Source organism: Nocardia sp. NPDC057227, assembly GCF_042669725.1.
Taxonomy (GTDB): Bacteria; Actinomycetota; Actinomycetes; order Mycobacteriales; family Mycobacteriaceae; genus Nocardia; species Nocardia asteroides_A.
Genome location: NZ_JBHUXA010000001.1, coordinates 182,359 through 208,006 on the forward strand (window position 1 = coordinate 182,359; position 25,648 = coordinate 208,006).

Sequence of the window (25,648 nt, forward strand, 5' to 3'; positions counted from 1 at the left end):
CTTGTCAGCGATACTCCCAATGGGAGTACTCTCATGAGAGTAAATATCGGGCCGAGGAGGCGATGTGTCAAGTCCGCGCATGACCGGAACCACGTACGCGGTGCTGGGGCTGCTGGCGGTGCAGCCGTGGAGCACCTACGAGCTGACCCGCCAGATGGAGCGCACCCTCGGCCGGGTCTGGCCGCGGGCGCAGAGCAGGCTGTACGAGGAGCCCAAGAAGCTGGTGGCGCTCGGCTTCGCCACCGCCGCCGAGGAGAGCACCGGGCGCAGGCTCCGCACGGTGTACTCGATCACCGACGCCGGCCGCGGCGCGCTGGCGCACTGGCTCCGCGAACCCGGCGATGGCCCGGTCCTGGAGTTCGAGCAACTCGTCAAGCTCGGCTTCGCCGAGCACGGAACCAAGGACGACGCCCTGCGGACCATCGCCGCCGCGCACCGCTGGGCCGAGCAGCAGAACACCGAGAACCTGGCAGTCGCGGTGCGGTACGCGGCAGGAGACGGCCCGTTCCAATACCGTGCCGCACAGGGCATGCTGGCGGGGGCGTTCTTCACCGAGTTCTACGCGATGGTCGCCCGGTGGTCGGATTGGGCGGCCGGGCAGGTGGCGAGCTGGCCGGACGATCCGGCGCAGGCCGTCGCCGACCCCGCCGCGCTGGCCGAGATCGCCCGGCGCGCCGACTGGGCGTCGCCCCCTACTCCGGAAGCGTGACGACGATCTTGCCGGTGTGCGCGCCCCTGTCGAGGCGACGGTGCGCCTCGATCACCTCGTCGAGGGCGAACACCTCATCGATGATCGGCCGCGGTGCGCCGTCGTGGATGCCCGCATTCAGTGCGGCGGCCATGCGGGCGACCACGACCGGGTCGAGGGTGTGCTCGAAGCTGCGGTACGGCTGGATCGTGACCTGGGAGTCCGCCGTGGCCGGCGCGGGCCGGGGGTCGAGGAAACCCGCGGCGATCAGGGTCGCGCCGGGGCGCGCGGCGGCGAGCAGGTCACGCCGGCCGGGGCCGGCGACGAGATCGAGGACCACGTCGGCGCCTGTTCCGGTATGACGGCGAACAGCATCGGCGACGTTCTCCCGGTCGGTGGCGACGACGACGGCAGCCCCCGCCGCGAGCAGTTCGCCGGCCTTCGCGCTGTGCCGCGTGACGGCGATGGGCACGGCGCCGAGCCGAGCGGCGATCCGCAGCGCCGCCCGCCCGACGGCACCGCTCGCCGCCGTGACCAGGACATGGTCGCCCGCCCGCACCCCCGCCCTCTCCACCAGCGCACCGTAGGCCGTGGAGAAGGCGACCCAGATCGCGGCGGCCTCCGGAACGGTGAGCCCGGCGGGCCGGGCGATCACCCGGCTCGCCGGCAGCGTGGTGAACTCGGCGTAGCTACCCCGCACGCCCGCATCGGGAACGGCCGCGATGACGACGGGATCGCCGACAGCGAACTCGGTGACCTCGGGCCCGACCGCGTCGACGACACCGGTCCCCTCCACCCCGAGCCGAGCGTGCGGCAAGGTGACAGCGCCGGGCATGGCACCCGAGCGCATCATCGCATCGAGCGGGTTGACCGCGAACGCCTCGACCCCGACCCGCACCTCCCCGGCCGCAGGCTCGACCACCGGCTCCTCGACGATCCGCAACACTTCCGGCCCGCCGAACTCGTCGAACACGACAACCCGCGACATGGCGCCTCCTCCGCTCCCGAGCCGGCTCCCGGCTCGGAGAAGAACGCTACGGAGCGCTGAGTTACCTCCTGGTACCTTCGAATCTCATGCACGACACGCCCGCCGGATCGGGCTTCCTCGCCGACTGCCCCACCCGGCTCGCGGTCGAGATCATCGCCGACAAGTGGACCGTGCTCGTCCTGTTCGGGCTCAGCCACCGGCCCCGCCGCCACGGTGAGCTCGCCGAACTCATCGGCGGCATCTCGCGCAAGGTGCTCACCCAGACCCTGCGAAAACTGCAGGGCTACGGCCTGGTCGAACGCCGCGCGCTCGCGCCGCGGCAGGTCGAGTACCACCTGACCGAGCTCGGCCGCACGCTGGTCGAGCCCATCGACGTCCTGACCATGTGGGCCAGGGACAACGGCGGTGCCATCGCCGACTTCCAGGAGAACAGCGCGGGCTGAGCCCGCTCTATCGGGCGATCGTCGGCCGGGGATTCACGGGTTCGTCGCGCCGATCCGGACGGTGGTGAAGCGGCGCCGCCGGATCTGCCAGCCGGTAGCGGTGCGCACCAGCTCGTCGTCGTAGAAGCCGACGGCGTTGACGCCGGAGGTGCCGTCGGGCGCCATGATCACCGCGTCGACGTAGCTGGTGGCCCGCGCGCTGTCCCCGTCGACGGTGGCCGCGATATTGGTGATGCGGTGCAGGGTGTGCCCGGCCATGTCGTGGGACTGCCGCATGAACGTCAGCACCTCCTCGATGCCGTGCCACGTCCCGATCGGGCCGTAGTCGAGGACGCAGTCGGGGGTGAAGACGGTGCGGAACAGCTCCCAGTCGCGGCGGTCGATGCCGGTGGCGTAGCGGATCAGCACCGCGCCGATGTCGTGGTGGTCGTTCATCGCGGAGCTCCGTTCGGGTGGACGACGACGCGGGCGGGCCCCCGCGAGCGCCGGACCTGTTCGAGCGCGTCGGGCACCCCGTCCAGGCCGATGACGGCGCCCACGCTGGGCAGCGGGTCGAGGGCGCCGCCGGTGATGGCGTCGAGGGTGCCGTACCAGTCCTCGGGCATGGGGCCGCCGCCGAACTGGACGTTCACTCCGGTGCGGGTGGCGGCGGTGATGTCGAGGGTGTCGCCGGTGTACCAGCCGCCCGCGCAGGCGATCCTGGTACCCATATCGGCTTCGGCGATCAGCCGCTGGATCAGCCCGGGGGCACCCGCGCACTCGAAGACCACCGCCGACCCCCACAGCTCGCGCTGCGCGCGGACCGCGCGCCACACCGCGAACGGGGACTCCACGGCCGGGTCGACCAGGAGGTGCGCGCCGAACGCGTCCCGCGCCAGTGCCCGGCGGCCGGGGTCGAAATCGGAGACGATGATCGGTTCCACGCCGCGGCGGGCCAGCGCGGCCACGGCCGAGAGCCCGATGGCGCCCGCGCCGATCACGATCGGGACCTCCCCCGCGGCGATCCGCGCGGTGCGGACGTAGAACTCGCCGACCGCGAACGCGTCGGTCAGTGCGGCGGCGTCGGGATCCACGTCGCGCGGCACCTCGCGCGCGATCACCTCGGCGATCACCAGCTTCTCGGCGAAACTGCCGGGGCATTCCGGGTGCTGGCCGATGATCCGAGCCCCGCCCGCCCCGCCGTCCACCAGCCGGATCGGAATCGAGGTGACCCGCGTCCCCACCGGGAACTGCCCGGTGCAGCCCGGCCCGTGCGCGAGCACCTCCCCGACGAACTCGTGCCCGAGCACCACATCGCGGTCGGGATCGTAGAGCGAGCGGCCGGTGGGGTCATTCGTCCCGGCCTCGGGGTGATCCATGTAGTGGACGTCGGAGGCGCAGATCGCCGTGCTCACCACCGACACCAGCAACTCTCCCGCTCCCGGCTCCGGGTCGGGCGTCTCCCCGACCGTCAGGCGGTTCGACCGCAGGACAACAGCGCGCATGGACTCTCCTGGACTGCACTTCTCGAATATGCGAGAATACTTCTCGAATTGAGGAGATAAGAATACGATTCCGGAGAAGGAGGAGTCAACGGTGCGCGGATCGGCCCCGACCTCGCGAGTGCTCGACATCGTGGAACTGCTGGCGCGGGCCGGGGAGGAGCCACTGCGCTTCTCCGACGTGGTGCGCACGCTGCAGCTCACCCAGGCGACCGCGCACGCCATCCTCACCACGCTGTGCGAGCGGGGCTGGGCGGTGCGGGATCCGCTGAACAAGACCTATGGCCCCGGCCCGGCGCTCACCGCGCTCGCCGCCGGAGTCCAGGCGAGCCGCCCGCTCGCCGCCGTCGCCCGCGCGGCCGCCGCCGAACTCGTCGCCGCACTCGGCTACGCCGCCTCGGTCGTGGAGCGGGTCGGCGACCACCTGGTGATCACCGCCTTCCTGGCCGGCGACGACGACCAGCGCCCGGCCCGCCCCGGCGAGCGCATCCCCTACGCCCCGCCCTTCGGAGCCGCCTTCGCGGCGTGGGCGCCCGCGGCCGAGAAGGGCGGATGGATCGCGCGCGCGGGCGGCGACGGCACCGTGACCGCGCGGCTCGAACAGGTCCTGGCCCGGACCCGCGATCGCGGCTTCGACGTCGACTGGACGACCCCGGCGCTCATGCAGGCCGCTCAGCTCGTGGACCGCCTCGACGAGGAGGGGCTGCCGCCGCACGTGCGGCGGATCATGGACACCCTGCTCGCCGAGTTCACCTCCATCGGGTACCTCTCCGACGACGACCCGGGGCGCGAGTCCCGGCCGGTCTTCAGCATCACCGCGCCGGTGCTCGACGAGCGCGGGAACGTCGCCATGATCCTCGGCGCGCACCCGATGCGCGTTCTGGATGCCGCGCGGATCGCCGAGGTGGGGCAGCACGTGATGCGCGGGGCAGGCGGCTGAAAGGTGGCGTCCCCGAACGATCGCAGGCTCAGGGTTTGCGGGCCACCGCGCCGTAGGCCGAGATCGTCTGCGGCCGGCCCACTTCGGTGGGCCGGGGCCGCCAGTGCGTGATCGGGACGACGCCGGGTTCGACCAGGTCGAGTCCGTCGAAGACCGCTTCGATCTGCTCCTTGGGCCGGGGCACGTAGGGTGCGCCGCCGGTGCCGGTGTACTCCTCGCACAGCTGCACGTAGGCGGCGCTGTCGTCGGTGCCGTCCCACATCACCAGGTAGCTGCCCGACGGGACGGCGGCCAGCACGGTGCCGACGATGCGGCGCAGCTCGTCGTAGGAGCGGGCGTGGCCGAGCACGCCCATGAACATCACCGCGATCGGGCGGGTGAAGTTCAGGACGTTGCGGGCGTCGGCCAGGATCTGCTCGGGCTCGTGGTAATCGCACTGCACGTAGGTGGTGACGCCCTCGTCGGTGGTGCTGGTGAGCAGCGCCCTGGCGTGGGTGAGCACCAGCGGGTCGTTGTCGACGTAGACGACCTTCGCCTCCGGCCGGACGGACTGGGCGACCTCGTGGGTGTTCTGCATGGTTGGCAACCCGGTGCCGATGTCGAGGAACTGCCCGATCCCCGCCTCGCCGGCCAGGAACCGGACTGCCCGGATGAGGAATTGGCGCGATTGGATCGCCATGGTCGTGATGTCGGGGTCCACCGCGATACCGGCGTCACCGGCGATCTTGTCGATCTCGTAGTGGTCTTTCCCGCCCATCCAGTAATTCCAGATCCGGGCCGAATGCGGAATATCGGTCCGGAGGGCCGAGCCGGGGGCATCGGACATGAGCAGCACGCTCCTGATCGGGCCCGAGCCATAGCGACCACGGGCTGTTGAGACGAGTTCTTCGTCTGCGACAGTACAAGATTCAGTCGCCCCGGCACGCCGATACCGCGCCGCTCGCCGAGGTTCGACGAACTGCGCACCGACCGGACCGCAGTGGTGGTCGACAGCCACCGGCTCGCGCCGCTCCGCCGCGCTCAGCCGTCCAGCGCGGTGCGCAGCGCAGCGGCGAAAGCGCCGGGCTCGCCGTGCATGCCGAATTCGCCGCCGAGGAAACCGTTGTGGTCGCCCGGGAAGCGCACCGCCTGCCCGCCGAGCGCGACCGCGATCGAGGCACCACCCCGATGCGCGATCTCGCCCTCGGATCCCGCCCCCACCGCGAGCACGATTCGGGTGGGCGCGGTACGCAGCGCCTCGATATCGTGCCGGTACGGGGTGCAGGTGCGCATGTTCAGGCCGATGAGCGGGTCGGTGCGGTCGCCGTCGTCCTCGGTGGGCAGTCCGAAGGACGCCGGATCGGGCGTCGGGCGGTCCGAGTAGTCCGCGGGCAACTCGCCGCGGAACGAGGCGAGGGCGATGAACTTCGCCATGGCCGGGCCCATGCCTTCGGCGTAGTAGGTGGCGCGCAGGTCGTCGCAGACGGCGTCGATGATCTCGCGGTCCGGCAGGAACTGGCTGCTCGGCGGCTCGTGCGCGACCAGCGTGCGCACCGGCCCCTGATGCCGGGCCACCAGCGCGAGCGCGTTCACCGCGCCGCCGCTGCTGCCGAACACGTCCACCGGCCCGACGCCGAGCGCCTCGATGACGCGGCGCAGGTCGTCGGCGTGCTGCCGCGGGGTGTACTCGGCGTCGTCGTCGGTGCGCTCGGTGCGGCCGGTGCCGCGCGGGTCGTAGGTCACCACCGCGCGGTCGGTGAAGTGCCCGGCCAGGGTGGGGAACCCGCTCGCGTCCATCGGCGAGCCTGCCAGCAGCAGGGCAGGGTGCGGGCCGGAGCCGAGCTCGCCGCGGATGTCGTAGCGCAGGACGGCGCCGGGCACCTCGAGGATGCGGGTGTCCAGGGTGTCGGTGGTGGTCATGCGGGTGTCCTTCCGGTCGGGTGCACCGGATTCGACGGGACGGGGTCGGGAAACTCATCGGTGTCCGCATCCGGCCGCCTCGTCCTACACTCGGCACCCACTTGACCGACCGGTCGGTCACTCCCTAACGTCGAGCACAGCGCCCGGTTCGGGCGGAGCGACGGGAGTGGACGATGATTCTGCGGGTTGGCACCGACCACGGGGAGATCGCCGTGCACCTGGCCGGTCGCGATCCCGCACGGGCACCCGGAATACTGCTGCTGCACGCGAACCCGGGCGACCATCGCGACTTCGCCGAGATCTCCGCGGTGCTCGGCCGCCGGTGGGCGATCGCCGCGGTGGATTGGCCCGGGTACGGGCAATCCGGGGTGCGTGACCCCGCCGCCGTCACCGTGCCCGCTCTGGTCGCTGTCGCGGAGACGGTCTGCGCGGTGCTGGCGTCGCACGGCTTCCGCGAGCTGATCGTCGTGGGCAGCAGCGTCGGCGGCTACGTGGCGCTGCGGCTCGCCCACCGCGCCGATGTGGTGGGCGTGGTCGCCGTGGCACCGGCCGGTTTCGCGCCGCTCAACGTCGCCACTCGCCTGCTGTTCCGGATCATGAGCGGGCCGAGGACCGGGCCGGCGCTGGTGGCCCCGAGTGCGCGGGCGTATCTGGGGCCGGCGCGCGGCGGTGGGGCGCGGGCGATCTACGAGCGGGCGGTCGCGCTGGGCGATGATCCCGCCCGGCTCGCCGTCTACCGGAGCATCTGGGCGGCGCTCGCCGACCCCGGCCTGGAGCTGCGGGCCGGGGACCGACCGTGGACCGAGGTACCGGTGCAGGTGGTCTGGGGACGGAACGACCCGATCAACCCGTGGGCGGTGAGCAGGAAGGGCGTGGCCGAGGTTCTCCCGCACGCCGAGGTCGCGATTCTGCCCGCGCGCCACGAGCCCTACGCCGAATGCCCGCAGCGCTTCCTCGACGCGGTCACCCCGTTCCTCACCCGCCACGCCGCGAGCAGTGCGTGAGAACGGTCCGCGCGCGGCGGCGCTTCGGCCGGCCACCGCCGCGGACCGCGAGAGCCGAGCTCGATCATGAGGGCGCGAGCCCGAGGTGGCGGCGGGTCTCCGTGAACACCTCCCGCTGGAAATCCGGATCGCGGGAGAGCGCGGAGGAGTCACTGCGCCCGGCCGCACCGGCCCGGATATAGCTGCCGGTGGGATGGCCGGGCAGTGCGGTGGCCGCGGCGAGAATCGTGCGCGCCGGCCGCTCGGGACCGGCCATGAACGGCTTGCCGAGCACCCCGATCAGCCGCAGCGGGCCGCCCGCCCGCCGCTGGAATCCGGTGCGCACCGACCCCGGGTCCACGGCGAGCACATCGGCCCGCCCCGCCCACTCCCGCGCCAGCGCGTAGGTGAAGGCCAGGTCGACGAGTTTGCTCGTCCGGTACGCCCCCATCTGGGTCCAGCCGGACGAGAGCGTCCACTCGGCCGGGCGCGCCCCGCGCTCCAGGAACGAGGTCACCATGATCACCCGCGGCAGCGAGCCCCGCCCGGTCAGCACCGGCTCGAGCGCGAAGGTGAGCCCGGCGACCGCCAGGTGGTTGACCGCCATCGTGCGCTCCACCCCGTCGACCGTCAGCCCGTGCCGGTCGAAGGCCGCGCCCGCATTGTTGACCAGCACATCCACCCCCTCCGGTGCCGCCGCGCGCACCTGCCCGGCGAGCTCGCCGACACCGGCGAGCGTCTCGAGATCCGCGACGACGGGGAGCAGCCGTCCGGGCAGCTCCCCCGCCGATTCGATCGTCGCGCGTACCCGCTCCGGGGCGCGGCCGTGCACCAGCACCGTCCACCCCGCCCCCGCCAGTTCATGCGCCACCGAGCGCCCGATCCCACTGGTTGCCCCGGTCACCACGGCGACCGGATGCGGCTGTGCTTCGATTCGTTCCATTTCTCTCATTCTGTGAGTGCAGAATGGAATCGCAATACCAGAACTCGGAGAGGACGGCCGGTGCCGGTAGCGGTGGAGACCTTGACGACCAAGGGGCGGCGCAGCCGGGCCCGGATCATCGAGGCCGCCTCGGAGCTGATCCTCGCGCACGGCGCCAACGCAACCACCATGGAGGCGATCCGGCTCGCGGCCGAGGTCAGCACCTCGCAGCTGTACCACTACTTCGCCGACAAACGGGACCTGCTCGCCGCGGTCATCCAGTCGCGGACCGAGGTCGTCGTCGCCAACGAATGGGTGACCGGGCTGCGTTCGCTGCGCGATCTGCGCGCCTGGCGTGACGCCGTGGTCGAGGGGACGTCGGCGGCGGGGTGGCGCACCGGATGCCCGCTGGCCTCCTTCGCCGAGCAGCTCGGCGACACCGACCCGGAGCTGCTCGAACTCGTCGCCCTCGGCCTGCGCCGGCTCACCGATGCCGTGGCCGCCGGGCTCGCCCGGATGCGCGACGCCGGCGAACTGCGCCCCGACGCCGACATCGCCCGGCTGGCATTGCTGATCGTGACCGCCTACGAAGGGGGCATGCTCGTCGCCCGCGCGCAGCGGGACTGCCTGCCCCTCGAGGTCGCCCTGGACGCGGCGATCGACAGGGTCGCGGCCGAGGCGATCTTCGCAGCGGGGGATCCCACACGTGAGGTCGATATCGCTGCTCCCGCCCCCGTCGTCGCCGTGGATCGGGTCCGGCACACGGCCGACGAGGGTCGGCGCGGGGTCGGGATGTCGAGGCGGCAGCGTGACGGAGGCTTTCGACACCGTGGTTCGTGACGACCACCCGGAACTGACACGATCGTGGCGAGCCGCATTGCGGGCCGCTGGTCAGGAGCTGTCGCCGGAGCCACCGCTGGCCGCGCTCCTCGAACGCGCGGAGCGGGATCTCTCCGCGATCCCCTTCGATCCCGCCGCTGGCACCGGCCTCGGGTCGCAGCTGGCCGAGGCCGGGCTACGGCACGCCACGGTCCCGGTCGTGTCGGCACCGGTGGTGTGCGCACTGGCCGAGCAGCTCGGGGTGATCGGCCACGCCCAGGTGGCGGCCTACACCTCGGCCCTCGGCCAGGGGCATCAGCGCGCGGTCACCGATATCGCCGCGGCGGCGGCGCCGCGCGTCCCCGACGCGGGTGACATCCGCGCGGCACGGCTCCAGCTGCTGTTCGACAAGTCCGCCGCCGCGATCGCGCTCGGCGACACCGAGGGCCGCATCCTCGAGGCCAACCAGAGCCTCGCCGACATGATCGGCGTCCCGGTCGAGACCCTGACCGGCATCTCGGTCTACGACTTCGCACACCCCGACGATCACGCCCGGATCCGGCAGCTGCTCTACGAGGAGCTGATCCCGGCCGGGCGGGGCACCGTCTCCCTGCGCCAGCGGCTGCTGCGCGCCGACGGCACCATCGGCTGGATGAACGTCGGCATCACCTACGCCAAGGGCAGCACCGCCGACGACCCCGACTACCTCATCGCGATCGGGGCCGACGTCACCGACCAGTACCAGCACCAACTCGAGCTGCACCGCCAGGGACGCCACGACCCGCTCACCGGCCTGCCGAACCGCAGGCACCTGATCGAGACGATCGACCGCTGCAGCGGCACCGCCGCCGCCGACGATCTCGCCGGGCTGTGCCTCCTCGACCTGGACCGCTTCAAGCAGATCAACGACCGCTGGGGGCACCACGTCGGCGACCTGGTCCTCACCGCCGTCGCCGACCGGCTGCGCGCCGATCGCCACGAACACGGCGACTCCATGATCGCGCGGATCGGCGGCGACGAGTTCGTCGCCCTCATCGCCCCACCCACCACCCCGGAGACGGTGGCCGCCATCTCGCGGCGCCTCGCCGAAGTGTTCGCCGAGCCGGTCACCGTGGACGGGCTCACCCTGCGGATCACCGCGAGCATCGGCGCCATCACCACTCCGATCGCAGGCACCGACGCCGAGACACTGCTGGCGACGGCGGACGCGGGGCTCTACTCCGCCAAGAGCAACCGTGCTCCCGCCGAAACCACCGTGCACACCCACAGCGCGACCCATCCGCGCCCCGCGCCGCCGCCCGACCGGGAAGCCCCGCAGGACACCACCGCGGAGCAGCCGCCTTTCGGAACATCGCTGTCGATCGACGGGCAGCAGCCGGATCCGGAACGGAGCTCCTTCGTCGCGGGAACATCGCATTCGGTCGCCCGGGAATCCACCCCCGACATCGACGTCTCGGCCGACGGGATCGCCGAGCCGACGGCGTAACCACGATTCGGTCCGCCGACTGGGGGCCGCGGCGCGCTACCGGACGCGCTTCCCGGTCGCATCGGCCGGCGCGGCGCTCTCGGCCATCGGGGTGAGCACGGCTCGGGCGAACGCGCGCAGTTCGGTGTCGTTCCGCACGTCCGGGTCGAGCGGGGGCAGGGCCAGGTAGGTGAGGAACAGGCGGGCGAAGACGTCGGCGACCCAGCGGGCCTGGCGCGCGGGCTTGCCGGGGCGACCGCCGTGCAGGTGGCGGGCGATGAACGCGGTTCCGGTGTCGAGGAATTCGATGCCGGGCGTGGTGGCGAGGTCGAGCACGGACCCGGGCGCGCTCTCGCCCATGCGGCGCAGCATGGGGTGCGCGCGGGCGAAGGAGACCGCGGCCAGGAAGGCCTCCACCACGCGGTCGCTGGGGCGGTCGACGCTGTCCATGCCCGCGGTGACCGCGGCGAGGAAGCGTTCGGTCTCGCGGGCGACCAGGGCGCGCACCAGGTCGTCCCGGCTCGGGAAGCGGCGGTAGACGGTGGTGCGGCCGAGGGCGCTGCGGCGCACGACGTCTTCCATCCGGACCCGGTCCAGGCCGACGGCGCCCGCCTCGGCGACCGCGGCGTCGAGGATGCGGTGCGCGGTCGCGTCGGTGTCGGCGACCCGGTGGGTGGCGGCGCGGTCGAGGAACTCCGACAGCGTGACCGGCTCTGGGCTCATCGGCTGATTATCGCCAACGGCTGCTCGGCCACCGGCGTCGCACCCGCGCGGAGCCTTGCCTGTCCGGCGTAGGGAGGTTCGCCGACGACCCAGCGGGTCAGCGGCGTGCTCGTGCGCAGGTAGGGCGCGAAGATCAGGGCGTCGGTGAGCGGTGCGTGGTGGTAGCCGGTCAGCCGGCGCGCCCACTCGGGGGCCAGGCTCATGCCCGCGTGCGCGACGTAGGCGTGCAGCGCGCGGTCGAGCGGGCCGGGCGCGCGGATCGGCAGCAGCGGTGCGGTCATGAGGAACTCGAAGAACTCCAGGGTCTGCTCGGTGACGGCCAGCCGGGGGCGCATCGCCTCGACGTAGTCCGCGAGTTCGGCCATCGTCTCCGGGATGTCGCCTGCGCCGCCCAGCCGTCCGATGACGGCCTGTTCGGCGAGGTATCGGTCCCGCTCGCCGGGGGTGAGCGGGGAGTTGTTGCGCTCGTAGCTGCGCAGGATCATCCACGGGATGGCGGTGTGCACCCAGGTGAGCAGCTCCGGATCGAGGGCGTCGAAGGGCACGCCGTCGGGCCTGGTGCCGTGGATGTGCCCGTGGATCGCCTTGACCTTCCCGATCAGCCCGGCCGCCGCCTCGGTGTTGCCGAAGGTGGTGGTGAGGACGTAACCGAGGGTGGTGCGGGCGCGCCGGAACGGGTCCTCCCGGTAGTTGGACAGCTGGCCGACCCCGGCCATGACCGAGGGATGCAGCAACTCCATGACGATCGCCGCGGTCGCGGCGTTGATCACCGAGGCGAGATCGGCGGTGATCTTCCAGGACACGCTGCCCGGACCGCAGAGCCCCGGGTCGCCTGCGGGCCCGCCGTAGACGGCCGGGTCGTCGTGGCGGCCGCCGATGCGTTCCATGGCGGTGAGGATGTTGTGCTTGATCGCGTTCACGGCGCCCCTCGGTATAAGTGGTACTAATTGATCACTGAATGTACCATCTCGCAGGGGTACGATTAGTACTAGATCAGTACCTACGATACTGTTTCCCGGCATGCGGAAGAAGGCTCCTGCAAGAACGCTGGAAACAGTGCTGCGCACACCGATGGATCTACCGGCCTCGACTCCGGCCGGGCGCCGCCCGGCCCCGACCGACCGGCTCCGGCCGGGGCCGGGCCACAGCCATCCCGCCGGCCACCGGCAGCGCCGCGATCCCGCTCGGCAGCAGCACTCCCCCGCGCACGGCGGCGAGCCGGCCCCGCCCGCCGAGCGCAAGCAGCTCCGCGGTACCGCGTTGCGGGACCGGCTCGTCGAGACCGCGGCCGAGCTCTTCTATCAGCACGGCGTCCACGCGATCAGCGTCGACGAGCTCGTCCGGCGGACGGGGACGGCCAAAGCGAGCGTGTACCGGCGCTTCCCCACCAAGAACGACCTCGTGCTCGCGGTACTGCACCGCCACGACACCAACTTCTGGGCCCGCTGGGACCGGATCGCCGCCGAGCACAGCGATCCGCGCGACGAACTCGACGCCCACCTCGCCGGGTTCCAGGAGCTGGCGGCGCGGGCGGGCTACCGCGGGTCCGCCTTCGTCAATATCGCCGCCGAGTCCGGCCACGCCGAAGTCCGGCAGCGCTGCCTCGACCACGACCGCGAGCTGGCCCGGCGGCTGCGCGCGCTGACCGCACGTCTCGGTGTCGCCGACGGCGACCGGCTCGCCGCCCACCTCCACCTCGCGATCGTCGGCGCGTTCGCGATCGCCGGGCTACACCCCGCCGGGCGCCCCGCCGGACACCTCGGCGCCCTGGCCGACTCCCTCCTGGCGACTCCGGGAGCAGCAGTATCCGCCTGACCAGAGGTGAGCCGCGCCGGCGCGCCGACCGCGCGCTCGACCGGGACTCGGCGTTCGAGATTGCCCCTGACGGCCGGGTTCGACTAACGTCCATCTGGCTATAGTTTTGTCTAGTCAGATGAGGTGTGCCGTGCCCGTTCTCGTTCCCGCCGTCACCGGACAGGTGGCCTCCGGACTCGCGCGATCGCTACGCGCACAGGGTGTTCCGGTCCGCGCGCTGGCGCGGGACCGGGCCAGGGCCGAGGTCGCGGTGCGCGATGTGGAGTTGCTGGTCGGCCCGCTCGACGACGCGGAGCTGCTGGCCCGAGCGCTCGACGGAGTGGAGGTCGCGTTCCTGTCGGTGGGCACCGATCCGCGCCAGACCGAGCTGGAGAAGGCGTTCATCGACGCCGCCGCCGCGAGCGGTCTACCGCACCTGATCAAGCTGTCGACCATCGACACCGCCCCGGACTCACCGAATCCGGTGGGCCGCTGGCACGCGGAGATCGAGCAGCACCTGGTGCGCTCCGGTGTGCCGCACACGATCCTGCGCCCGGCCTACTTCACCACCAACCTGCTGCGCACCGCCGCGCCGTCGATCGCGGCCGGCGGAAGCTGGGCAGGCACCTCGCCCACCGGCCGGATCGCGATGATCGCCCCCGCCGACATCTCCGCGGTCGCCGCGACCCTGGTCCTCGACCCCGCCCTCCGTGGGCGCACCTACGAGCTGACCGGCCCGCAGGCCCGCACCCTGCCGCAGCTCGCGGTCGTGCTCGGTGAGCTGCTCGGACGCGAGATCACCTACACGCCAACCACCGCCGAGACCATGCGGAACGCGATGACCGCGCGCGGAGTGCCCGGCTACTACGCCGAAGTCGCCCTCGGGATCGACCGCAGCGTCGAGGCCGGGCTGCACGCCCGGGTCACCACGACCGTCGCCGAACTGCTCGGCCGCGAGCCGCTCGACGCGGCCACCGTGCTCACCGCACACCTGCCCGCCTTCACCGGAGCCCCGGCGTGAGCGGCATCCCGAGCAGCGCGCCGAGGACCTCGGTCCCGGAAACTCGGGGCCGCGGCCTGCACCGAATCGCGGAGTTGCTGCTCTAGGCTCCGATCAGCGTCTCGCGCGGTCGCTGTTCCCGCCTGCCGACTCGCTGCCGTGCTCATCGATGGAGGAGAGACACCATGTGGGATTCTTTCTGGGACTTCCTGTGGGCGGGCGTGGTGATCTTCGCGTTCGTCGCCTACCTCATGATCCTGTTCAACATCCTGGTCGACCTGTTCTGGCGCGACCACAAGACCTCGGGCGCGATCAAGGCGGTCTGGCTCATCGGGCTGATCGTGCTCCCCTACCTCACCGCGCTGGTGTACCTGATCGCCCGCGGCCGGGGCATGGCCGAACGGGCCCGCGACTACGCCGCGTCGACCAAGCGGGATACCGATGCCTACATCCGCGAGGCGGCCGGGCGCTCCCCGGCCCAGGAGATCGCGCACGCCAAGGAGCTGCTCGACGCGGGCACCATCACCACCCAGGAGTTCGACGCCCTCAAGACCAAGGCCCTGAGCCACGCCTGAACCACCGCGCGGCCGAGACTCTGGTCGAATAGTGGACATGGTGCCGACACCCCCGATCCCGCAGCCCATCCTCGCCGGCACCCCGGGCTCCTTCGCCCGCGCCGTCTTCCACGAACGCCACCCGAAACTGATCGCGCGCGTCCTCGACGCCCTGCCCTACACCCCCGTTCAACGCGCCGCGCTGGAGGCACTGCTCGCCGAGAGCATCGGCGGGGAGATGCGGCCGCTGTCGGAGAACACCGCCGACCGCGGCCGCTGGCTGGACTGGGGCGCCGAGCACTACGGCAAGCCGTGGGGTGAGGCGCCGTTCCTGTGGGCGGAGAGCTTCTTCTACCGGCGACTGCTCGAGGCCACCGGCTACCACCGCCCCGGCCCCTGGCGCGGCATCGACCCCTTCGCCCCGTTCAAGACCGCCGAACTGCACGGCACCACGGTCACCGGCCAGCTCGACGCTCTCGACCGGCTCGACACCCTCGACCCACGCACCCAGCTCCTGCCGGCCTGTCTGTGGGGCAACCGCGCCGACCTCGGATTCCAGCTCACCGCCACCGCGAGCGAGAGTTCCGAAGCGCTCCTCATCGACGACAGCGCCCAGCTGTGGTCGACACTCGAGGGTGCGGCCGCACCGAGGCTCGACCTGATCGCCGACAACGCCGCCGGCGAACTCCTGCCCGACCTGATCCTGATCGACCACCTGCTGACCACCGGCATCGCCGCCGAGGTCAGATTGTGGGTCAAGCCCGCGCCCTACTTCGTCTCCGACGCCACCACGGCCGATGTCCTCGCCACCCTCGCGCTGCTGCGCACGTCACCCTCCCGTACCGCCGACAACCTCGCCGCTCGGCTCGCCGACCACATCGGCACCGCGCGGCTGATCATCGACACCCACGAATTCTTCTGCGCCCCGCTCCCCTTCGCCGACATGCCCGACGACCTCGCCCGGCAACTGGCCGGCGCGCAGGTCACCGTGCTCAAGGGCGACCTGAACTACCGGCGCCTGGTCGGTGACCGGCACTGGCCAGCCACCACGCCCTTCGCCGAGACAACCGGGGCGTTCCCGGCGGCGGTCGTAGCGCTGCGGACACTGAAGTCCGACGTCGTGGTCGGGCTCACCGCCGAGCAGGAGCACACCCTCGACACCGACGACCCCGGCTGGCGCACCAGCGGCACCCACGCGCTCATCAGCGCCGCACCCGGAGCCCGGGAGTAGCGGCCCGATCAAGGCTCGTCGAAGTACTGCACCAGGCAGAATTCGTGGCCCTCGGGATCGGCCATCACCACGACGACGCCCTGCTCGTAGTCGTGCCGCTCACCGGTGGCCCGCCCGCCCAGCTCGACGACCTCGGTGACGCCGCGGTCGATATCCTCCACCGCGACATCGAGGTGCACCCGCACCTTCCCCCGCGCCGGCTCGGCAACCGGCTGGAACACGATGCGCGGCAGAGCATCTCCGCGCTCGCCGAGGTAAACCCAGCCGGACCGCGACGGCCCGGCGGGCCGCTCCAGCAGTGCACTCCAGAATCGCGCCACCCGTTCGACATCGAGGCAGTCGACCGTCACACCCACCCAGCGATTCGCCATGCCGCCAGTATGGCCGAGCGTGGCTCGTCGGCAGCGGTGCTCGACGCCGGTGTCGACCTACGCGATATGCAGATCGCCACGCGTCCCGCCGACCCCCGCACGACGATGCGCTACGACCGCGCTCGAAACGACCTCGAACGGCGCGCCGACTACATCCTCGCCGCCCACATCGCCTCGGGCACAGGGCAACCCATCGCACATACGCCGACGCAGCGTCGGCCGACGAACGCACTCAACTGCCGATGTGCACGTACTCGGCTCGCGCCGAAATTCCTCGGCTCGTCGATCTTTCACAGGCCCGCGCTGACTGGTCCGATTCCATGCAGTGTGACCGTGACCGACACAGCAGGGTGTCGAACACATGTTCGAGAAGGCACACTGTAGCCATGCATGATGAGCAGGGCGGCTGGGCCGGCCTCGGCTGGGCGGCATGGACCGATCCAGGGCGGATACGCGCACGTCTGGAAGCGGGTGCCGACCCCGATGTCCTACTGCCCGGCCAGCAGAGACCGTTGGACATGGCCGCCGAGTACGGGTCTGCGGAGGTGGTGGCGGAGGTAGCGTCGCGGGTGGGTGATGTCGACGCGATGGCGTGGGGCCGCACCGCGTTGTGGCGTGCGGTGTATGCCGACCGTCACGACAACGCCCGCGCGTTGCTGGCCGCGGGCGCTGATCCGGCGCGACCGATGATGGCGGGCTGGTCCCCGGCAAGGCTGAGCCTGGCTGGGCAGCATCCGCTGGTCACCGGCGCGTTGTCGGCCGCCGAACAGGCCTCGGTCGAGGAAAAACGCCAGCTGACCACGGCACTGGGCAAACCATGGATCGACGGGATGAGCCTGGTCTGTGTCGCGGGCATCGACGCGGCCGAGGCTGTCCGCCGGTTGGACGCCGAGGTCGTGCCGGCGGGATCGGTCACTCCGGACGACATGGCGGGCTGGCCCCTGTCCGCTGACACCGAGTTGACGATGTGGGCGACCGACGTGCCCGGCGGCTGCGCGATCGCCCAACCCTGGTCCTACATCGCCTCGATGCCCGGCATCTCCACCCGCCTATCTCCCGGCACGAAATGCTATGGGATGTACTTCAACCCGAAGAGCGGCTGCCAGGGCAGCACCAGTCTCGACGGCGCGCTCACCGGCTCGGATATCAGTCCCGCCCTCGACCCGCCCGACGATGCTTCCGCCGAGGACATCCTCACCTCGTACCTGTATCGGTTCGACGTCCTCGCCTACTGCTGCGCGTGGGCCGGGTTGCGCCCGCGCGACGCGCGCGCCTTCGCCGGACCACCGGACATGTGGCTCCGTGTGCCCGACGGCGACTATCGGTACCGACCCTGACTGCCCGGCCGACCGAACTGGTGGCCGTCATCGCGGTCCCGAGCGCCCTCAGGGCTTCTGGGTCGGGAGTTGATGTGCGAGCGCATACTGTCGGCGGCCCATGAGGCGCTGCTCGACCGCAGCCTCGGTGGCTGAGGTGGAGTGCGTAGTGCGTACACCTGGCGGCGTCTCGGTCGACCATTACGTCCGGATGGAACGCGGCAGCCTGGCCGGCGCCTCGGAATCGGTGCTCGACTCCCTCGCCACCGCCCTGCACCCCGACGCCGCCCGCGCCTTCTTCGTCGACTACGACCAGATCGCCCGCGACGCCGCCGCCCTGCTCCGCTCCGAAGCCGGGCGCAACCCGCACGACCGGGCGCTGATCGAGCTCGTCGGCTCTCCTTGGCGGCCGATCAGGACAGCCTGCCCACCGAACTGCTTCCGGTCGACCATCACCGCTGACCGGCGGTTGCGCAGGGCGTCTCGATACGCCCGAGGGGCAGGACCGCTACCTCATGGCCACCCTCGCGCAGGGCGCCGAACGCCGGGGTCTGGTTCTCGGCCCCGAGGGTGTCTAAAATTCGCGCTGCCGCCGCAGATGGGTGGTGAGCCGGCTGGGTTTCAGCGCCCGCCGGCCATGTGTTCGATGCGAGTCAGGGCGAGTGCCAGGACCGGGAGGTACGCCGGCGCCCACAGTGGAGCGGACATCCACGCTTCGCAGCCGTCGGTGGACGGTTCCACGCCGTGTGCGGTGGCGGGGACACCCGCGACCGTCCAGGACCAGCGGCGTCCCGGGTCGACGTCGGTGATGACGAAGGGTAGCGGCACCCCGACCGACGTGGTCACGGTGCCGCGGGCGCCTTCGACCACCTGCCCGCCGTCGATGGAGGCGCCGCGCACGGTCGGGCCCCAGCGCGGCCAGGCGGTGAGGTCGGTGAGCAGCGCCCACACCACCTCCGGTGCGGCCGGGATGTGGCGGTGCACGGTCCAGCGCCGGTCACGCAGTGTCGGTCTCATACGTGCATCCTGGCGCGGGAACCGGAGCGTGCGCACACGCCGCGCCTGGAAGGGGCCGGCTCGTGGACGACGTCCCCATCCCCTCGGCGCTAGACAGCGGTGCGGCCGCCGTCGGCGGGCAGGATCACGCCGTGCACGAACGTGGCCTCGTCACCGACGAGGAACCCGATGGTCTCGGCGATCTCCCGCGCCTCGGCGACCCGCCGGGCAGGCGCCTGCGCGCCGAGCGCCGCCAACCGCTCCGCACCGTACTGCGCGGTGGTGCCCTCGGTCCGCGTCGGCCCCGGCGCCACCGCGTTCACCCGCACCCCGTGCGGGCCGAACTCCGCCGCCCAGGATTTGGTGAGCAGCTCGAGCGCCGCCTTGCTGGAGGCGTAGACCGCCGATCCGGCGGTGCCGAAGGAGGCGACCATGGTGGAGAGGTTCACGATCACCCCGCCCCCGCGCGCCGCCATTCCCGGCGCGACGGCGCCGACCAGGAAGAACGGCACCTTCACGTTGATGGCGTAGCAGGCGTCGAAGTCGTCCTCGGCGATCGCGGCCGTCGCGCCGAAGACCGCGATCGCGGCATTGTTGACCAGGATGTCGACCGGGCCGACGAGCTCCTCGGCGGCGCGAACCAGCGCTCGCGCGTCGGCGGCCCCCGACAGCTCGCCACCCGCGAACTCCGCCACGCCCCCGGCGTCGCGGATCTGCCGCACGACCTCGGCGCCGCGCCCGGCGTCGCGCCCGGACACCACCACGTGCGCACCGCGCTCGGCGAGCAATTCCGCTGTCGCCCGGCCGATTCCGCTGGTCGCCCCGGTGACCAAAGCGACTTTCCCGCTCAACGACACGTGCCCTCCTACGATGTCGGCATTTCGACAGACCGAGGGGCAGCGCATCGGCCTGCCCGAAAATAACACTACTCATTGTGAGAATTCACTTCTCTTTGCTGTCGAGTTCCATATGTTCGACCGGTGAGAACGCTCAGGCCCGGTGTCCGGGCACAGATTCTGGCCGTCGCCCTGGTGCCGAGTGCCGCGGTCCTACTCGTCGGCGGCGCCGTCACCGGGCTGCTGATCACCGATGCCAGACACGCGTCCGACTGGGCCGCGCAGATGCAGCAGTCGCTACCGGAGACGACCGCGCTGGTGACCGCGGTGCAGCGGGAACGACTGGCGACGATGACCCACCTGGCCGGGGACCAGTCTTCGACGACCCGACTCGCCGGACGGCGGGCGGAGCTGGACGCCGCGCTGCGCGCCGCGGCCGGGATGCAGACCAGGATGAACACGCTCGATGCCGAGGTCGCCTCGCCCGCCGCCGATTTCGAGAGGCTCATGGGCAGCCTGCTCGCGGTCCGGACGGGAGCCGACACCGGGCGACTGCCGATCACCGACGCGTACCGGTTCTACAGCGGCCTGCTCGACGTCATCCTGATCGGCGCCACCAAGGCGCGCGACGCGGTGCCGGACGCGGAGGCAGGCGTCGAGCTCGCCGAGGCCATGCGGCTGCTGCGCACCGCGGAGAGCCTGTCCCGGAGCACGGCGCTCGGGTTGGCGCTCGACCTCACCGACGGCACCGCCGACGTCTCCGCCACGGAGTTCTCCCACCAGTCCGGCTACTACCGCGGCGAACTCGCCAGCTTCGGCAAGGACCTCGACGAGGAGAAGCGGAACCGCACGACGGCGCTGCTCGGCAGCGCGATCTGGCAGCTCGTCACCGGTTCCGAGGACGCGGCGCTCGGGCGCGCCGCGGTCCGCGCCGGGGGCGGCGACGCGGACCGCTCCGAGGCGACCGGCCGGTGGTCGACCGCCGCCGAGGAGCTGGCGGAGCAGCTCCTCGACCAGTGGAACGCGCACATCGAGGACACCCAGCGGCTGGCGGATCGCAACGCCGCCGCGGTGGAGCGCAATTCCTGGCTGACCGGGGCCGCGGTCCTGACCGTCGCGGTGCTCGCGCTCGCCATCTCGCTGCTGCTGGCGAACCGGGTCAACGGGCGGCTGCGGCGGCTGCGGGCCGCGACCATGGACCTGACCGACCGCAGGCTTCCGGAGACGATGGCCCGGCTCGGCGCCGACCGCGGGGCGGACGGGGAGAGCTTCACGCTCGACCTGAACTTCGGAACCGACGAGATCGGCCAGGTGGCATCGGCCTTCGAGCGGGCGGCGAGCGCGGCGATCGGCGCCGCGGTGACCGAGCGGCGGACCAGGGAGGGGGTGCGCACGGTCTTCCTCAACATGGCCCGGCGCAGCCAGGTGGTGGTGCACCGCCAGCTGGAGCTCCTGGACCAGGCCGAACAGAAGCAGGAGAACCCCGCGCTGCTCGAGACGCTGTTCCGGCTCGACCACCTCGCCACCAGGGAGCGCCGCAACGCCGAGAACCTGGTGGTACTCGGCGGCGGGCAGGTCGGGCGGCGCTGGCGCACCGCGGTCACGCTGGTCGACCTGATCCGCTCCGCCATCGCGGAGACGCTCGACTACGCGCGGGTGCGGGTGAGCCGGGTCCCCGCGGTCCGGATCCAGGGTGTCGCGGTCGCCGACATCGTGCACCTGCTCGCGGAGCTGGTCGACAATGCCACCGCCTTCTCCCCGCCGGAGTCCAGGGTCGAGCTGTCCGGGGCCGCGGTGGCGGACGGCGTCCTGATCGTGATCGAGGACCAGGGCATGGGCATGACCGGCGCCGCGCGCCTCGAGGCCAATACCAAGCTCACCGACGTCCCGGACTTCGGCGGCGCCGCACCGGCCGCCGACTCCCGCCTCGGCCTGTTCGTCGTGGCGAACCTCGCCGCACGGCACGCGATCCGGGTGGAGCTGACCGAGTCCGACTACGGCGGCGTGCGGGCTTCGGTGCTGCTGCCCTCCCCCTTGATCGCCGCGGATGCCGAGGAACTCCCCACGGCCACCGGCGGCTCCTGGAGCCGGTCGAGCCACTGACGACGCGACCCGCCCCCGGACCGGTTCACCCGTGGGCGGTACAGGTCGGTGTCGAGCCGGTGCCGGGATCGAGAGCCGCGAGGACGATCGAGAGCGTGCGCGGGGAGTACACCATCTCGAAGTGGTCCGACCGGTCCTGCTCGCAGCCGTCCTGCAGGGTGATGTTGGTGACCGGGGCACCGGGGCCCGCTTCGAGGAAGGTGGCCTCGTACGGGGTACTGACGGTGTCGTAGCGGGTCCCGATCACGGTGTACTCCACGCCGGGCACGGTATCGCCCCCCGCGTTCAGTGCGGTGAGGAACTCCGAGCCGGCGATCTGCTGGCTGGTGGCGCGGCCGACGACCGGCCCGATGGCGGGGCCGCCGAAGTCGGTCGCCGCCTGCCCGATGGCGCCGATCCCGGCCATGGTGGTGCCGTGATTCGTCGCGCCGATGGTGATCTCGCGGCGGACCACCGCGGCGCCGCCCTCGTACCTGAGGTACCAGCGCGACATCGGCCCGCCCTGGCTGTGCCCCACGATGTCCACCGCACTCGCCCCGGTCGCGGCGAGCACGCGTTCGACGAACCGCGCGAGCTGCCGCGCGGACTCCGCGATGTCGCCGGAGCCGTACACGGCGGGGCGCATCATGGGCATCACTCCCCCGCCCCCGGCCAGGTCGGCGGCACCGTAGTTGAACGTGAACAGGCAGTAACCGGCCGCGGCCAGCGGCCCGCTCAGGCCGGCGAATCCATATGCGTTGGACCATGTTCCGTGGACGAGCAGCACCGGGCGCGGGTGCGCCGCGCTCGGCAGGCACGACCAGTCGTTGGTACCGGGCGGTGCGACATCGGGCCGGGTGCGCGCGTATCTCGTCGCCGCGGCCCAGGATGTCTGGACCGGACCGAAACCAACGGTGTCGACCGAACCGCCGGTCGACCCCGTCGCGGAGCTGCCGGAGGTCTGGTCGGGGTCGGCGGCCGCGGGGCCGATCCCCACCGCGGCGATCCCGAAGAGCGCCGTTCCGGTGATGATCGCGGCCCTGACGTAGTGGCGACGCTGGCCTCGGTGCACGTGCGACCTCTCCCGGAGCGGTATCGGTGATCTCGTCGGACGATCGGGAGATTAAGTCGCGCAGCCGCACTCGGGTGCCGATGGGTCATTGTCGAGGGGTGTTACCGTCCCGATGCCGGATTCGACGTCGCGGAACATCCGACGACCCGCACGACCCCGCCCTCCGGTACACCACCGGGCGGAAGCGACCCCGATGCCGGACCGCGCGGTCGAGGTCGTGACGAAACAGTGACGGCCGGACTGTCGCGGCGGCTCCGGACCCGCCACCGGACAACAATCGGGCCATGACGCTCCGCATTCTGCTGACCGGCGCGGCCGGGTTCATCGGCGCGCAGGTGCACCGCGCGCTGACCGCGGCCGGGCACGAGGTGATCGCCACCGACCTCATGCTGCCCGCGGCGCACGGTCCGGACGCCCCCGCGCCGGACGGGGTCCACCGGGTCGATGTCCGCGACCGGGACGCCCTCGCCCCGCTGCTGCGCGGGGTCGATGTGGTGTGCCACCAGGCCGCCGTGGTCGGAGCCGGGGTGAGCGTGGCCGATGCGCCCGCCTATGCCGCGCACAACGACCTCGGCACCGCGGTGCTGCTCGCCGCCATGGCCGAGGCGGGCTGTTCGCGGCTGGTGCTGGCATCGTCGATGGTGGTCTACGGCGAGGGCCGCTACCGCGCGGCGGACGGCGGGATCGTCGAGGTCGGCCAGCGGGACCGCGCGGACCTCGCGGCCGGGCACTTCGATCATCGCAGCGCGGGCGAGGATCTGGACTGGGAGCTCGTCCCCGAGGCGGCGCCGCTGCGCCCGCGCAGCCTCTACGCGGCGAGCAAGGTCGCCCAGGAGCACTACGCGGTCGCGTGGGTCGCGGCCACCGGCGGCTCGGTGACCGCGCTGCGCTACCACAACGTCTACGGCCCGGACATGCCGCGCGACACCCCGTACTCCGGAGTCGCGGCCATCTTCCGCTCGGCGTTGGAGGCCGGGCAACCACCCCGGGTGTTCGAAGACGGCGCGCAGGCGCGGGATTTCGTGCACGTCACCGATATCGCCGCGGCGAATCTGGCCGCCGTCGAGCAGCCGCTGCCCGGGTTCACCGCGCTCAATGTGTGTTCCGGGGCTCCGATCACGATCGGCGCGGTGGCCGCGGTGCTGGCCGAGGCGCGCGGTGGCCCGGCGCCGGTGGTCACCGGGGAGTTCCGGCCCGGCGATGTGCGGCACATCGTGGCGAGCCCGGAGGCGGCGCGGCGGCTGCTCGGTTTCTCGGCCCTGGTGCGACCGGAACGGGGGCTGGCCGAGTTCGCCTTCGCGCCGCTGCGGCTCGCCGCCGGGGCGGGCGCGCCGGGGCTGTGATCAGTACCGCGGCAGCGGCAGCCGGACCTCGAAGCGGCAGCCACGCTCGCGGTTCTCGGCGGTGATGTCGCCCGCGTGCGCGCGCACCAGCCCGGCGGCGATGGCCAGCCCCATGCCGCTGCCGACGGGCAGCCCGTCCGCGGCGACCGGGGAGCGGGCGGCGGTGCCGCGGTAGGCGATGTCGAAGATCCGCGGCAGGTCGAGTTCGGCGATGCCGGGGCCGGTGTCGTCCACCCGCGCCCACGCGTGCCCGGCGCCAGCCCCCGCGGAGATCGCGACCCGGCCGCCGGGCGGGGTGTGCGCGATGGCATTGCACACCAGGTTGGTGAGCACCCGGACCAGCGCGCGGTCGTCGGCGGCGACGGTGAGCCTGGTGCCGGGGTGCTCGGCGTGCAGCGCGACGGCGGCGCGTTCGGCGGTGGCGCGGTTGGCGGCCAGCACCTCGTCGACCAGTTCGCGCAGGTCGACCGGTTCCAGCTCGAGTCGCAGCGCGCCCGCGCTGATCTTGGACATCTCGAACAGGTCGTCGACCATGCCGGAGAGCCGGTGCACCTCGCGGCCGATCTGGCCGGCGTAGCGGGTGACGTCGGCGTCGCCGGCGACCACCCCGTCGGCGAGCGCCTCGGACATGGCCCTGATCCCGGCCAGCGGGGTGCGCAGGTCGTGGCTGACCCAGGCGACGAGTTCCCGGCGGGACTGTTCGGCGGCCCGCTCCTGCGCACGGATCTGTTTCTCCCACACGGTCTTCCGTGCCTGCTGCCGACCGAGCACGACGGCGGCGGGCACGGTGACCGCGGCAACGACCCCGAGCACGACCAGCGTGCGGTGCAGCTCCTCGGTGAACATCAGCCCGCTGACCGCGACCATGCCCGCCAGCGCCGAGAGGATGGGGATCAGCACCAGCGCCACCATGCTGGTGGTCAGCGAGCGATTCCCGGTGTAGCGCAGCACGATCGCCCCGGCCAGCACCACCGGCAGCGAGCCGGCGGCGGTGTAGCCGATCAGCTGGGCGGTCGACTCATCCATCGGCGGGCTCCCGGCGCCAGGCATAGCCCCTGCCCCAGACGGTGTCGATGCGGTGCCGGTCGCCGAGCTTGGCGCGCAGCCGTTTCACGTGCACGGTCACCGTGGAGAGGTCGCCGAAGTCCCAGCCCCACACCCGGGCGAGCAGCTCCTCGCGGGCGAAGACCGCACCCGGATGGCGCAGCAGGAACTCCAGCAGGTCGAATTCGCGCGGGGTCAGCTCCACCGCGCCGCCGTGCACCGCGACGAAGCGGGCCGCCGGGCGCAGCTCGATCGGGCCGTCGCGCAGCACCCCGCGATCCGGCGCGGGCGCGGGGCGGGCGCGGCGCAGCACCGAGGCGACCCGCAGCGCCAGCTCGCGCGGGCTGAACGGCTTGGTCACGTAGTCGTCGGCGCCCGCCTCCAGCCCGATCACCCGATCCTCCTCCTCGCCGAGCGCGGTGAGCAGGATGACCGGCAGGTCCGGGCGCGGGCCCGCGCGCACGGCACGGCAGATGTCGATGCCGTCGGGGGCGGGCATCATGACGTCGAGCACGGCGAGCTCGACCTCCGCGTCGCGCAGCGCGGCGGTGGTCGCGGCGCCGTCGGCCGTCTCCAGCACGGTCAGCCCGTCGCGCTCGAGGTAGCGCCGCACCACCTCACGGACCACGGGGTCGTCATCGGCGACGAGAATGCACAC

At 72.2% G+C, this 25,648-nt stretch carries 27 protein-coding genes and 1 pseudogene; 14 read left to right on the forward strand and 14 right to left on the reverse strand.

Features of this window, described 5'->3' with window-relative positions; all coding sequences use genetic code 11:
* The first annotated feature begins 79 nt into the window (after nt 1–79).
* Complete coding sequence (locus ACFUJ1_RS00930) at nt 80–709, forward strand: PadR family transcriptional regulator (protein WP_378641067.1); 630 nt, start codon at nt 80–82, stop codon at nt 707–709.
* Here ACFUJ1_RS00930 and ACFUJ1_RS00935 read toward each other — a convergent pair.
* The gene (locus ACFUJ1_RS00935) at nt 693–1,676 is read right to left on the reverse strand and encodes a zinc-dependent alcohol dehydrogenase family protein (RefSeq protein WP_378641071.1); all 984 of its coding nucleotides are present in this window, start codon (nt 1,674–1,676) and stop codon (nt 693–695) included. The two genes, ACFUJ1_RS00930 and ACFUJ1_RS00935, sit on opposite strands and share 17 nt — an antisense overlap.
* Nucleotides 1,677–1,762: 86 nt before the next feature.
* Here ACFUJ1_RS00935 and ACFUJ1_RS00940 point away from each other — a divergent pair, with 86 nt between their 5' ends.
* A complete protein-coding gene (locus ACFUJ1_RS00940; RefSeq protein ID WP_378641072.1) occupies nt 1,763–2,119 on the forward strand; it encodes a winged helix-turn-helix transcriptional regulator in 357 nt (118 codons plus the stop codon).
* Nucleotides 2,120–2,152: 33 nt separating this feature from the next.
* Here ACFUJ1_RS00940 and ACFUJ1_RS00945 read toward each other — a convergent pair whose 3' ends face one another.
* Nucleotides 2,153–2,554, reverse strand: a complete 402-nt coding sequence (locus ACFUJ1_RS00945) for a nuclear transport factor 2 family protein (protein WP_378641074.1) — start codon at nt 2,552–2,554, stop codon at nt 2,153–2,155.
* On the reverse strand, nt 2,551–3,603 hold the full coding sequence (locus tag ACFUJ1_RS00950) for an alcohol dehydrogenase catalytic domain-containing protein (protein WP_378641076.1): 1,053 nt from the start codon (nt 3,601–3,603) through the stop codon (nt 2,551–2,553). The genes ACFUJ1_RS00945 and ACFUJ1_RS00950 overlap by 4 nt, the downstream gene beginning before the upstream one ends.
* Before the next feature lie 91 nt (nt 3,604–3,694).
* Between ACFUJ1_RS00950 and ACFUJ1_RS00955 the strand changes: the two genes are divergently transcribed.
* Nucleotides 3,695–4,540, forward strand: coding sequence for a helix-turn-helix domain-containing protein (locus ACFUJ1_RS00955; protein ID WP_378641078.1), 846 nt, complete (start codon nt 3,695–3,697; stop codon nt 4,538–4,540).
* Nucleotides 4,541–4,568: 28 nt separating this feature from the next.
* Here ACFUJ1_RS00955 and ACFUJ1_RS00960 read toward each other — a convergent pair whose 3' ends face one another.
* Both ACFUJ1_RS00960 and ACFUJ1_RS00965 read right to left on the reverse strand, forming a co-directional pair.
* A complete protein-coding gene (locus ACFUJ1_RS00960) occupies nt 4,569–5,366 on the reverse strand; it encodes an SAM-dependent methyltransferase (protein WP_378641080.1) in 798 nt (265 codons plus the stop codon).
* Between the two features lie 194 nt (nt 5,367–5,560).
* Nucleotides 5,561–6,439 (reverse strand): alpha/beta fold hydrolase, encoded by an 879-nt coding sequence (locus ACFUJ1_RS00965; protein ID WP_378641082.1) that lies wholly within the window; start codon nt 6,437–6,439, stop codon nt 5,561–5,563.
* A 173-nt stretch (nt 6,440–6,612) separates the two neighbouring features.
* Between ACFUJ1_RS00965 and ACFUJ1_RS00970 the strand changes: the two genes are divergently transcribed.
* Nucleotides 6,613–7,443, forward strand: a complete 831-nt coding sequence (locus ACFUJ1_RS00970) for an alpha/beta fold hydrolase (RefSeq protein WP_378641084.1) — start codon at nt 6,613–6,615, stop codon at nt 7,441–7,443.
* Between the two features lie 64 nt (nt 7,444–7,507).
* Here the strand turns inward: ACFUJ1_RS00970 and ACFUJ1_RS00975 are convergent, their stop codons facing one another.
* Nucleotides 7,508–8,365: an SDR family NAD(P)-dependent oxidoreductase gene (locus tag ACFUJ1_RS00975; RefSeq protein WP_378641086.1), complete on the reverse strand. Its 858-nt coding sequence runs from the start codon at nt 8,363–8,365 to the stop codon at nt 7,508–7,510.
* A 60-nt stretch (nt 8,366–8,425) separates the two neighbouring features.
* Between ACFUJ1_RS00975 and ACFUJ1_RS00980 the strand changes: the two genes are divergently transcribed.
* Both ACFUJ1_RS00980 and ACFUJ1_RS00985 read left to right on the forward strand, forming a co-directional pair.
* Complete coding sequence (locus ACFUJ1_RS00980) at nt 8,426–9,184, forward strand: TetR/AcrR family transcriptional regulator (protein WP_378641088.1); 759 nt, start codon at nt 8,426–8,428, stop codon at nt 9,182–9,184.
* Nucleotides 9,153–10,649, forward strand: a complete 1,497-nt coding sequence (locus tag ACFUJ1_RS00985; RefSeq protein WP_378641090.1) for a diguanylate cyclase domain-containing protein — start codon at nt 9,153–9,155, stop codon at nt 10,647–10,649. Before ACFUJ1_RS00980 ends, ACFUJ1_RS00985 begins: the two co-directional genes overlap by 32 nt.
* 36 nt (nt 10,650–10,685) lie before the next feature.
* On the opposite strand, the gene ACFUJ1_RS00990 is transcribed toward ACFUJ1_RS00985, so the two are convergent.
* Together ACFUJ1_RS00990 and ACFUJ1_RS00995 are read right to left on the reverse strand one after the other, a co-directional pair.
* Nucleotides 10,686–11,351 carry a TetR family transcriptional regulator gene (locus ACFUJ1_RS00990; protein ID WP_378641092.1) on the reverse strand — a complete coding sequence of 222 codons (666 nt, stop codon included), beginning with the start codon at nt 11,349–11,351 and terminating at the stop codon, nt 10,686–10,688.
* Complete coding sequence (locus ACFUJ1_RS00995) at nt 11,348–12,271, reverse strand: oxygenase MpaB family protein (RefSeq protein WP_378641094.1); 924 nt, start codon at nt 12,269–12,271, stop codon at nt 11,348–11,350. The genes ACFUJ1_RS00990 and ACFUJ1_RS00995 overlap by 4 nt, the downstream gene beginning before the upstream one ends.
* 136 nt (nt 12,272–12,407) lie before the next feature.
* Between ACFUJ1_RS00995 and ACFUJ1_RS01000 the strand changes: the two genes are divergently transcribed.
* From ACFUJ1_RS01000 to ACFUJ1_RS01015, 4 genes are all read left to right on the forward strand, one after another.
* Nucleotides 12,408–13,166: a TetR/AcrR family transcriptional regulator gene (locus ACFUJ1_RS01000; protein WP_378641096.1), complete on the forward strand. Its 759-nt coding sequence runs from the start codon at nt 12,408–12,410 to the stop codon at nt 13,164–13,166.
* Nucleotides 13,167–13,296: 130 nt separating this feature from the next.
* Nucleotides 13,297–14,166, forward strand: coding sequence for an NAD(P)H-binding protein (locus ACFUJ1_RS01005; RefSeq protein WP_378641098.1), 870 nt, complete (start codon nt 13,297–13,299; stop codon nt 14,164–14,166).
* Nucleotides 14,167–14,330: 164 nt separating this feature from the next.
* Nucleotides 14,331–14,720, forward strand: a complete 390-nt coding sequence (locus tag ACFUJ1_RS01010) for an SHOCT domain-containing protein (RefSeq protein ID WP_378641100.1) — start codon at nt 14,331–14,333, stop codon at nt 14,718–14,720.
* Nucleotides 14,721–14,757: 37 nt separating this feature from the next.
* Nucleotides 14,758–15,930, forward strand: coding sequence for a damage-control phosphatase ARMT1 family protein (locus ACFUJ1_RS01015; protein WP_378641102.1), 1,173 nt, complete (start codon nt 14,758–14,760; stop codon nt 15,928–15,930).
* Between the two features lie 8 nt (nt 15,931–15,938).
* Here the strand turns inward: ACFUJ1_RS01015 and ACFUJ1_RS01020 are convergent, their stop codons facing one another.
* Nucleotides 15,939–16,301: a VOC family protein gene (locus ACFUJ1_RS01020; RefSeq protein ID WP_378641104.1), complete on the reverse strand. Its 363-nt coding sequence runs from the start codon at nt 16,299–16,301 to the stop codon at nt 15,939–15,941.
* A 386-nt stretch (nt 16,302–16,687) separates the two neighbouring features.
* Between ACFUJ1_RS01020 and ACFUJ1_RS01025 the strand changes: the two genes are divergently transcribed.
* Both ACFUJ1_RS01025 and ACFUJ1_RS01030 read left to right on the forward strand, forming a co-directional pair.
* Nucleotides 16,688–17,638, forward strand: coding sequence for an ankyrin repeat domain-containing protein (locus tag ACFUJ1_RS01025; RefSeq protein WP_378641106.1), 951 nt, complete (start codon nt 16,688–16,690; stop codon nt 17,636–17,638).
* 163 nt (nt 17,639–17,801) lie between these two features.
* Nucleotides 17,802–18,014: pseudogene (locus ACFUJ1_RS01030) on the forward strand (hypothetical protein); the annotation flags it as partial.
* Nucleotides 18,015–18,238: 224 nt separating this feature from the next.
* Here the strand turns inward: ACFUJ1_RS01030 and ACFUJ1_RS01035 are convergent.
* Together ACFUJ1_RS01035 and ACFUJ1_RS01040 are read right to left on the reverse strand one after the other, a co-directional pair.
* Nucleotides 18,239–18,634: an SRPBCC family protein gene (locus ACFUJ1_RS01035; protein ID WP_378641108.1), complete on the reverse strand. Its 396-nt coding sequence runs from the start codon at nt 18,632–18,634 to the stop codon at nt 18,239–18,241.
* 89 nt (nt 18,635–18,723) lie between these two features.
* Nucleotides 18,724–19,470 carry an SDR family NAD(P)-dependent oxidoreductase gene (locus ACFUJ1_RS01040; protein ID WP_378641110.1) on the reverse strand — a complete coding sequence of 249 codons (747 nt, stop codon included), beginning with the start codon at nt 19,468–19,470 and terminating at the stop codon, nt 18,724–18,726.
* 123 nt (nt 19,471–19,593) lie between these two features.
* Between ACFUJ1_RS01040 and ACFUJ1_RS01045 the strand changes: the two genes are divergently transcribed.
* On the forward strand, nt 19,594–21,552 hold the full coding sequence (locus tag ACFUJ1_RS01045) for a nitrate- and nitrite sensing domain-containing protein (RefSeq protein WP_378641112.1): 1,959 nt from the start codon (nt 19,594–19,596) through the stop codon (nt 21,550–21,552).
* A 25-nt stretch (nt 21,553–21,577) separates the two neighbouring features.
* Here the strand turns inward: ACFUJ1_RS01045 and ACFUJ1_RS01050 are convergent, their stop codons facing one another.
* On the reverse strand, nt 21,578–22,603 hold the full coding sequence (locus tag ACFUJ1_RS01050) for an esterase/lipase family protein (RefSeq protein WP_378641114.1): 1,026 nt from the start codon (nt 22,601–22,603) through the stop codon (nt 21,578–21,580).
* 284 nt (nt 22,604–22,887) lie between these two features.
* Between ACFUJ1_RS01050 and ACFUJ1_RS01055 the strand changes: the two genes are divergently transcribed.
* On the forward strand, nt 22,888–23,946 hold the full coding sequence (locus ACFUJ1_RS01055; RefSeq protein WP_378641116.1) for an NAD-dependent epimerase/dehydratase family protein: 1,059 nt from the start codon (nt 22,888–22,890) through the stop codon (nt 23,944–23,946).
* Here the strand turns inward: ACFUJ1_RS01055 and ACFUJ1_RS01060 are convergent, their stop codons facing one another.
* Together ACFUJ1_RS01060 and ACFUJ1_RS01065 are read right to left on the reverse strand one after the other, a co-directional pair.
* Nucleotides 23,947–24,972 carry a sensor histidine kinase gene (locus ACFUJ1_RS01060; protein WP_378641118.1) on the reverse strand — a complete coding sequence of 342 codons (1,026 nt, stop codon included), beginning with the start codon at nt 24,970–24,972 and terminating at the stop codon, nt 23,947–23,949.
* On the reverse strand, nt 24,965–25,648 hold the full coding sequence (locus ACFUJ1_RS01065) for a response regulator transcription factor (RefSeq protein ID WP_378641120.1): 684 nt from the start codon (nt 25,646–25,648) through the stop codon (nt 24,965–24,967). Before ACFUJ1_RS01065 ends, ACFUJ1_RS01060 begins: the two co-directional genes overlap by 8 nt.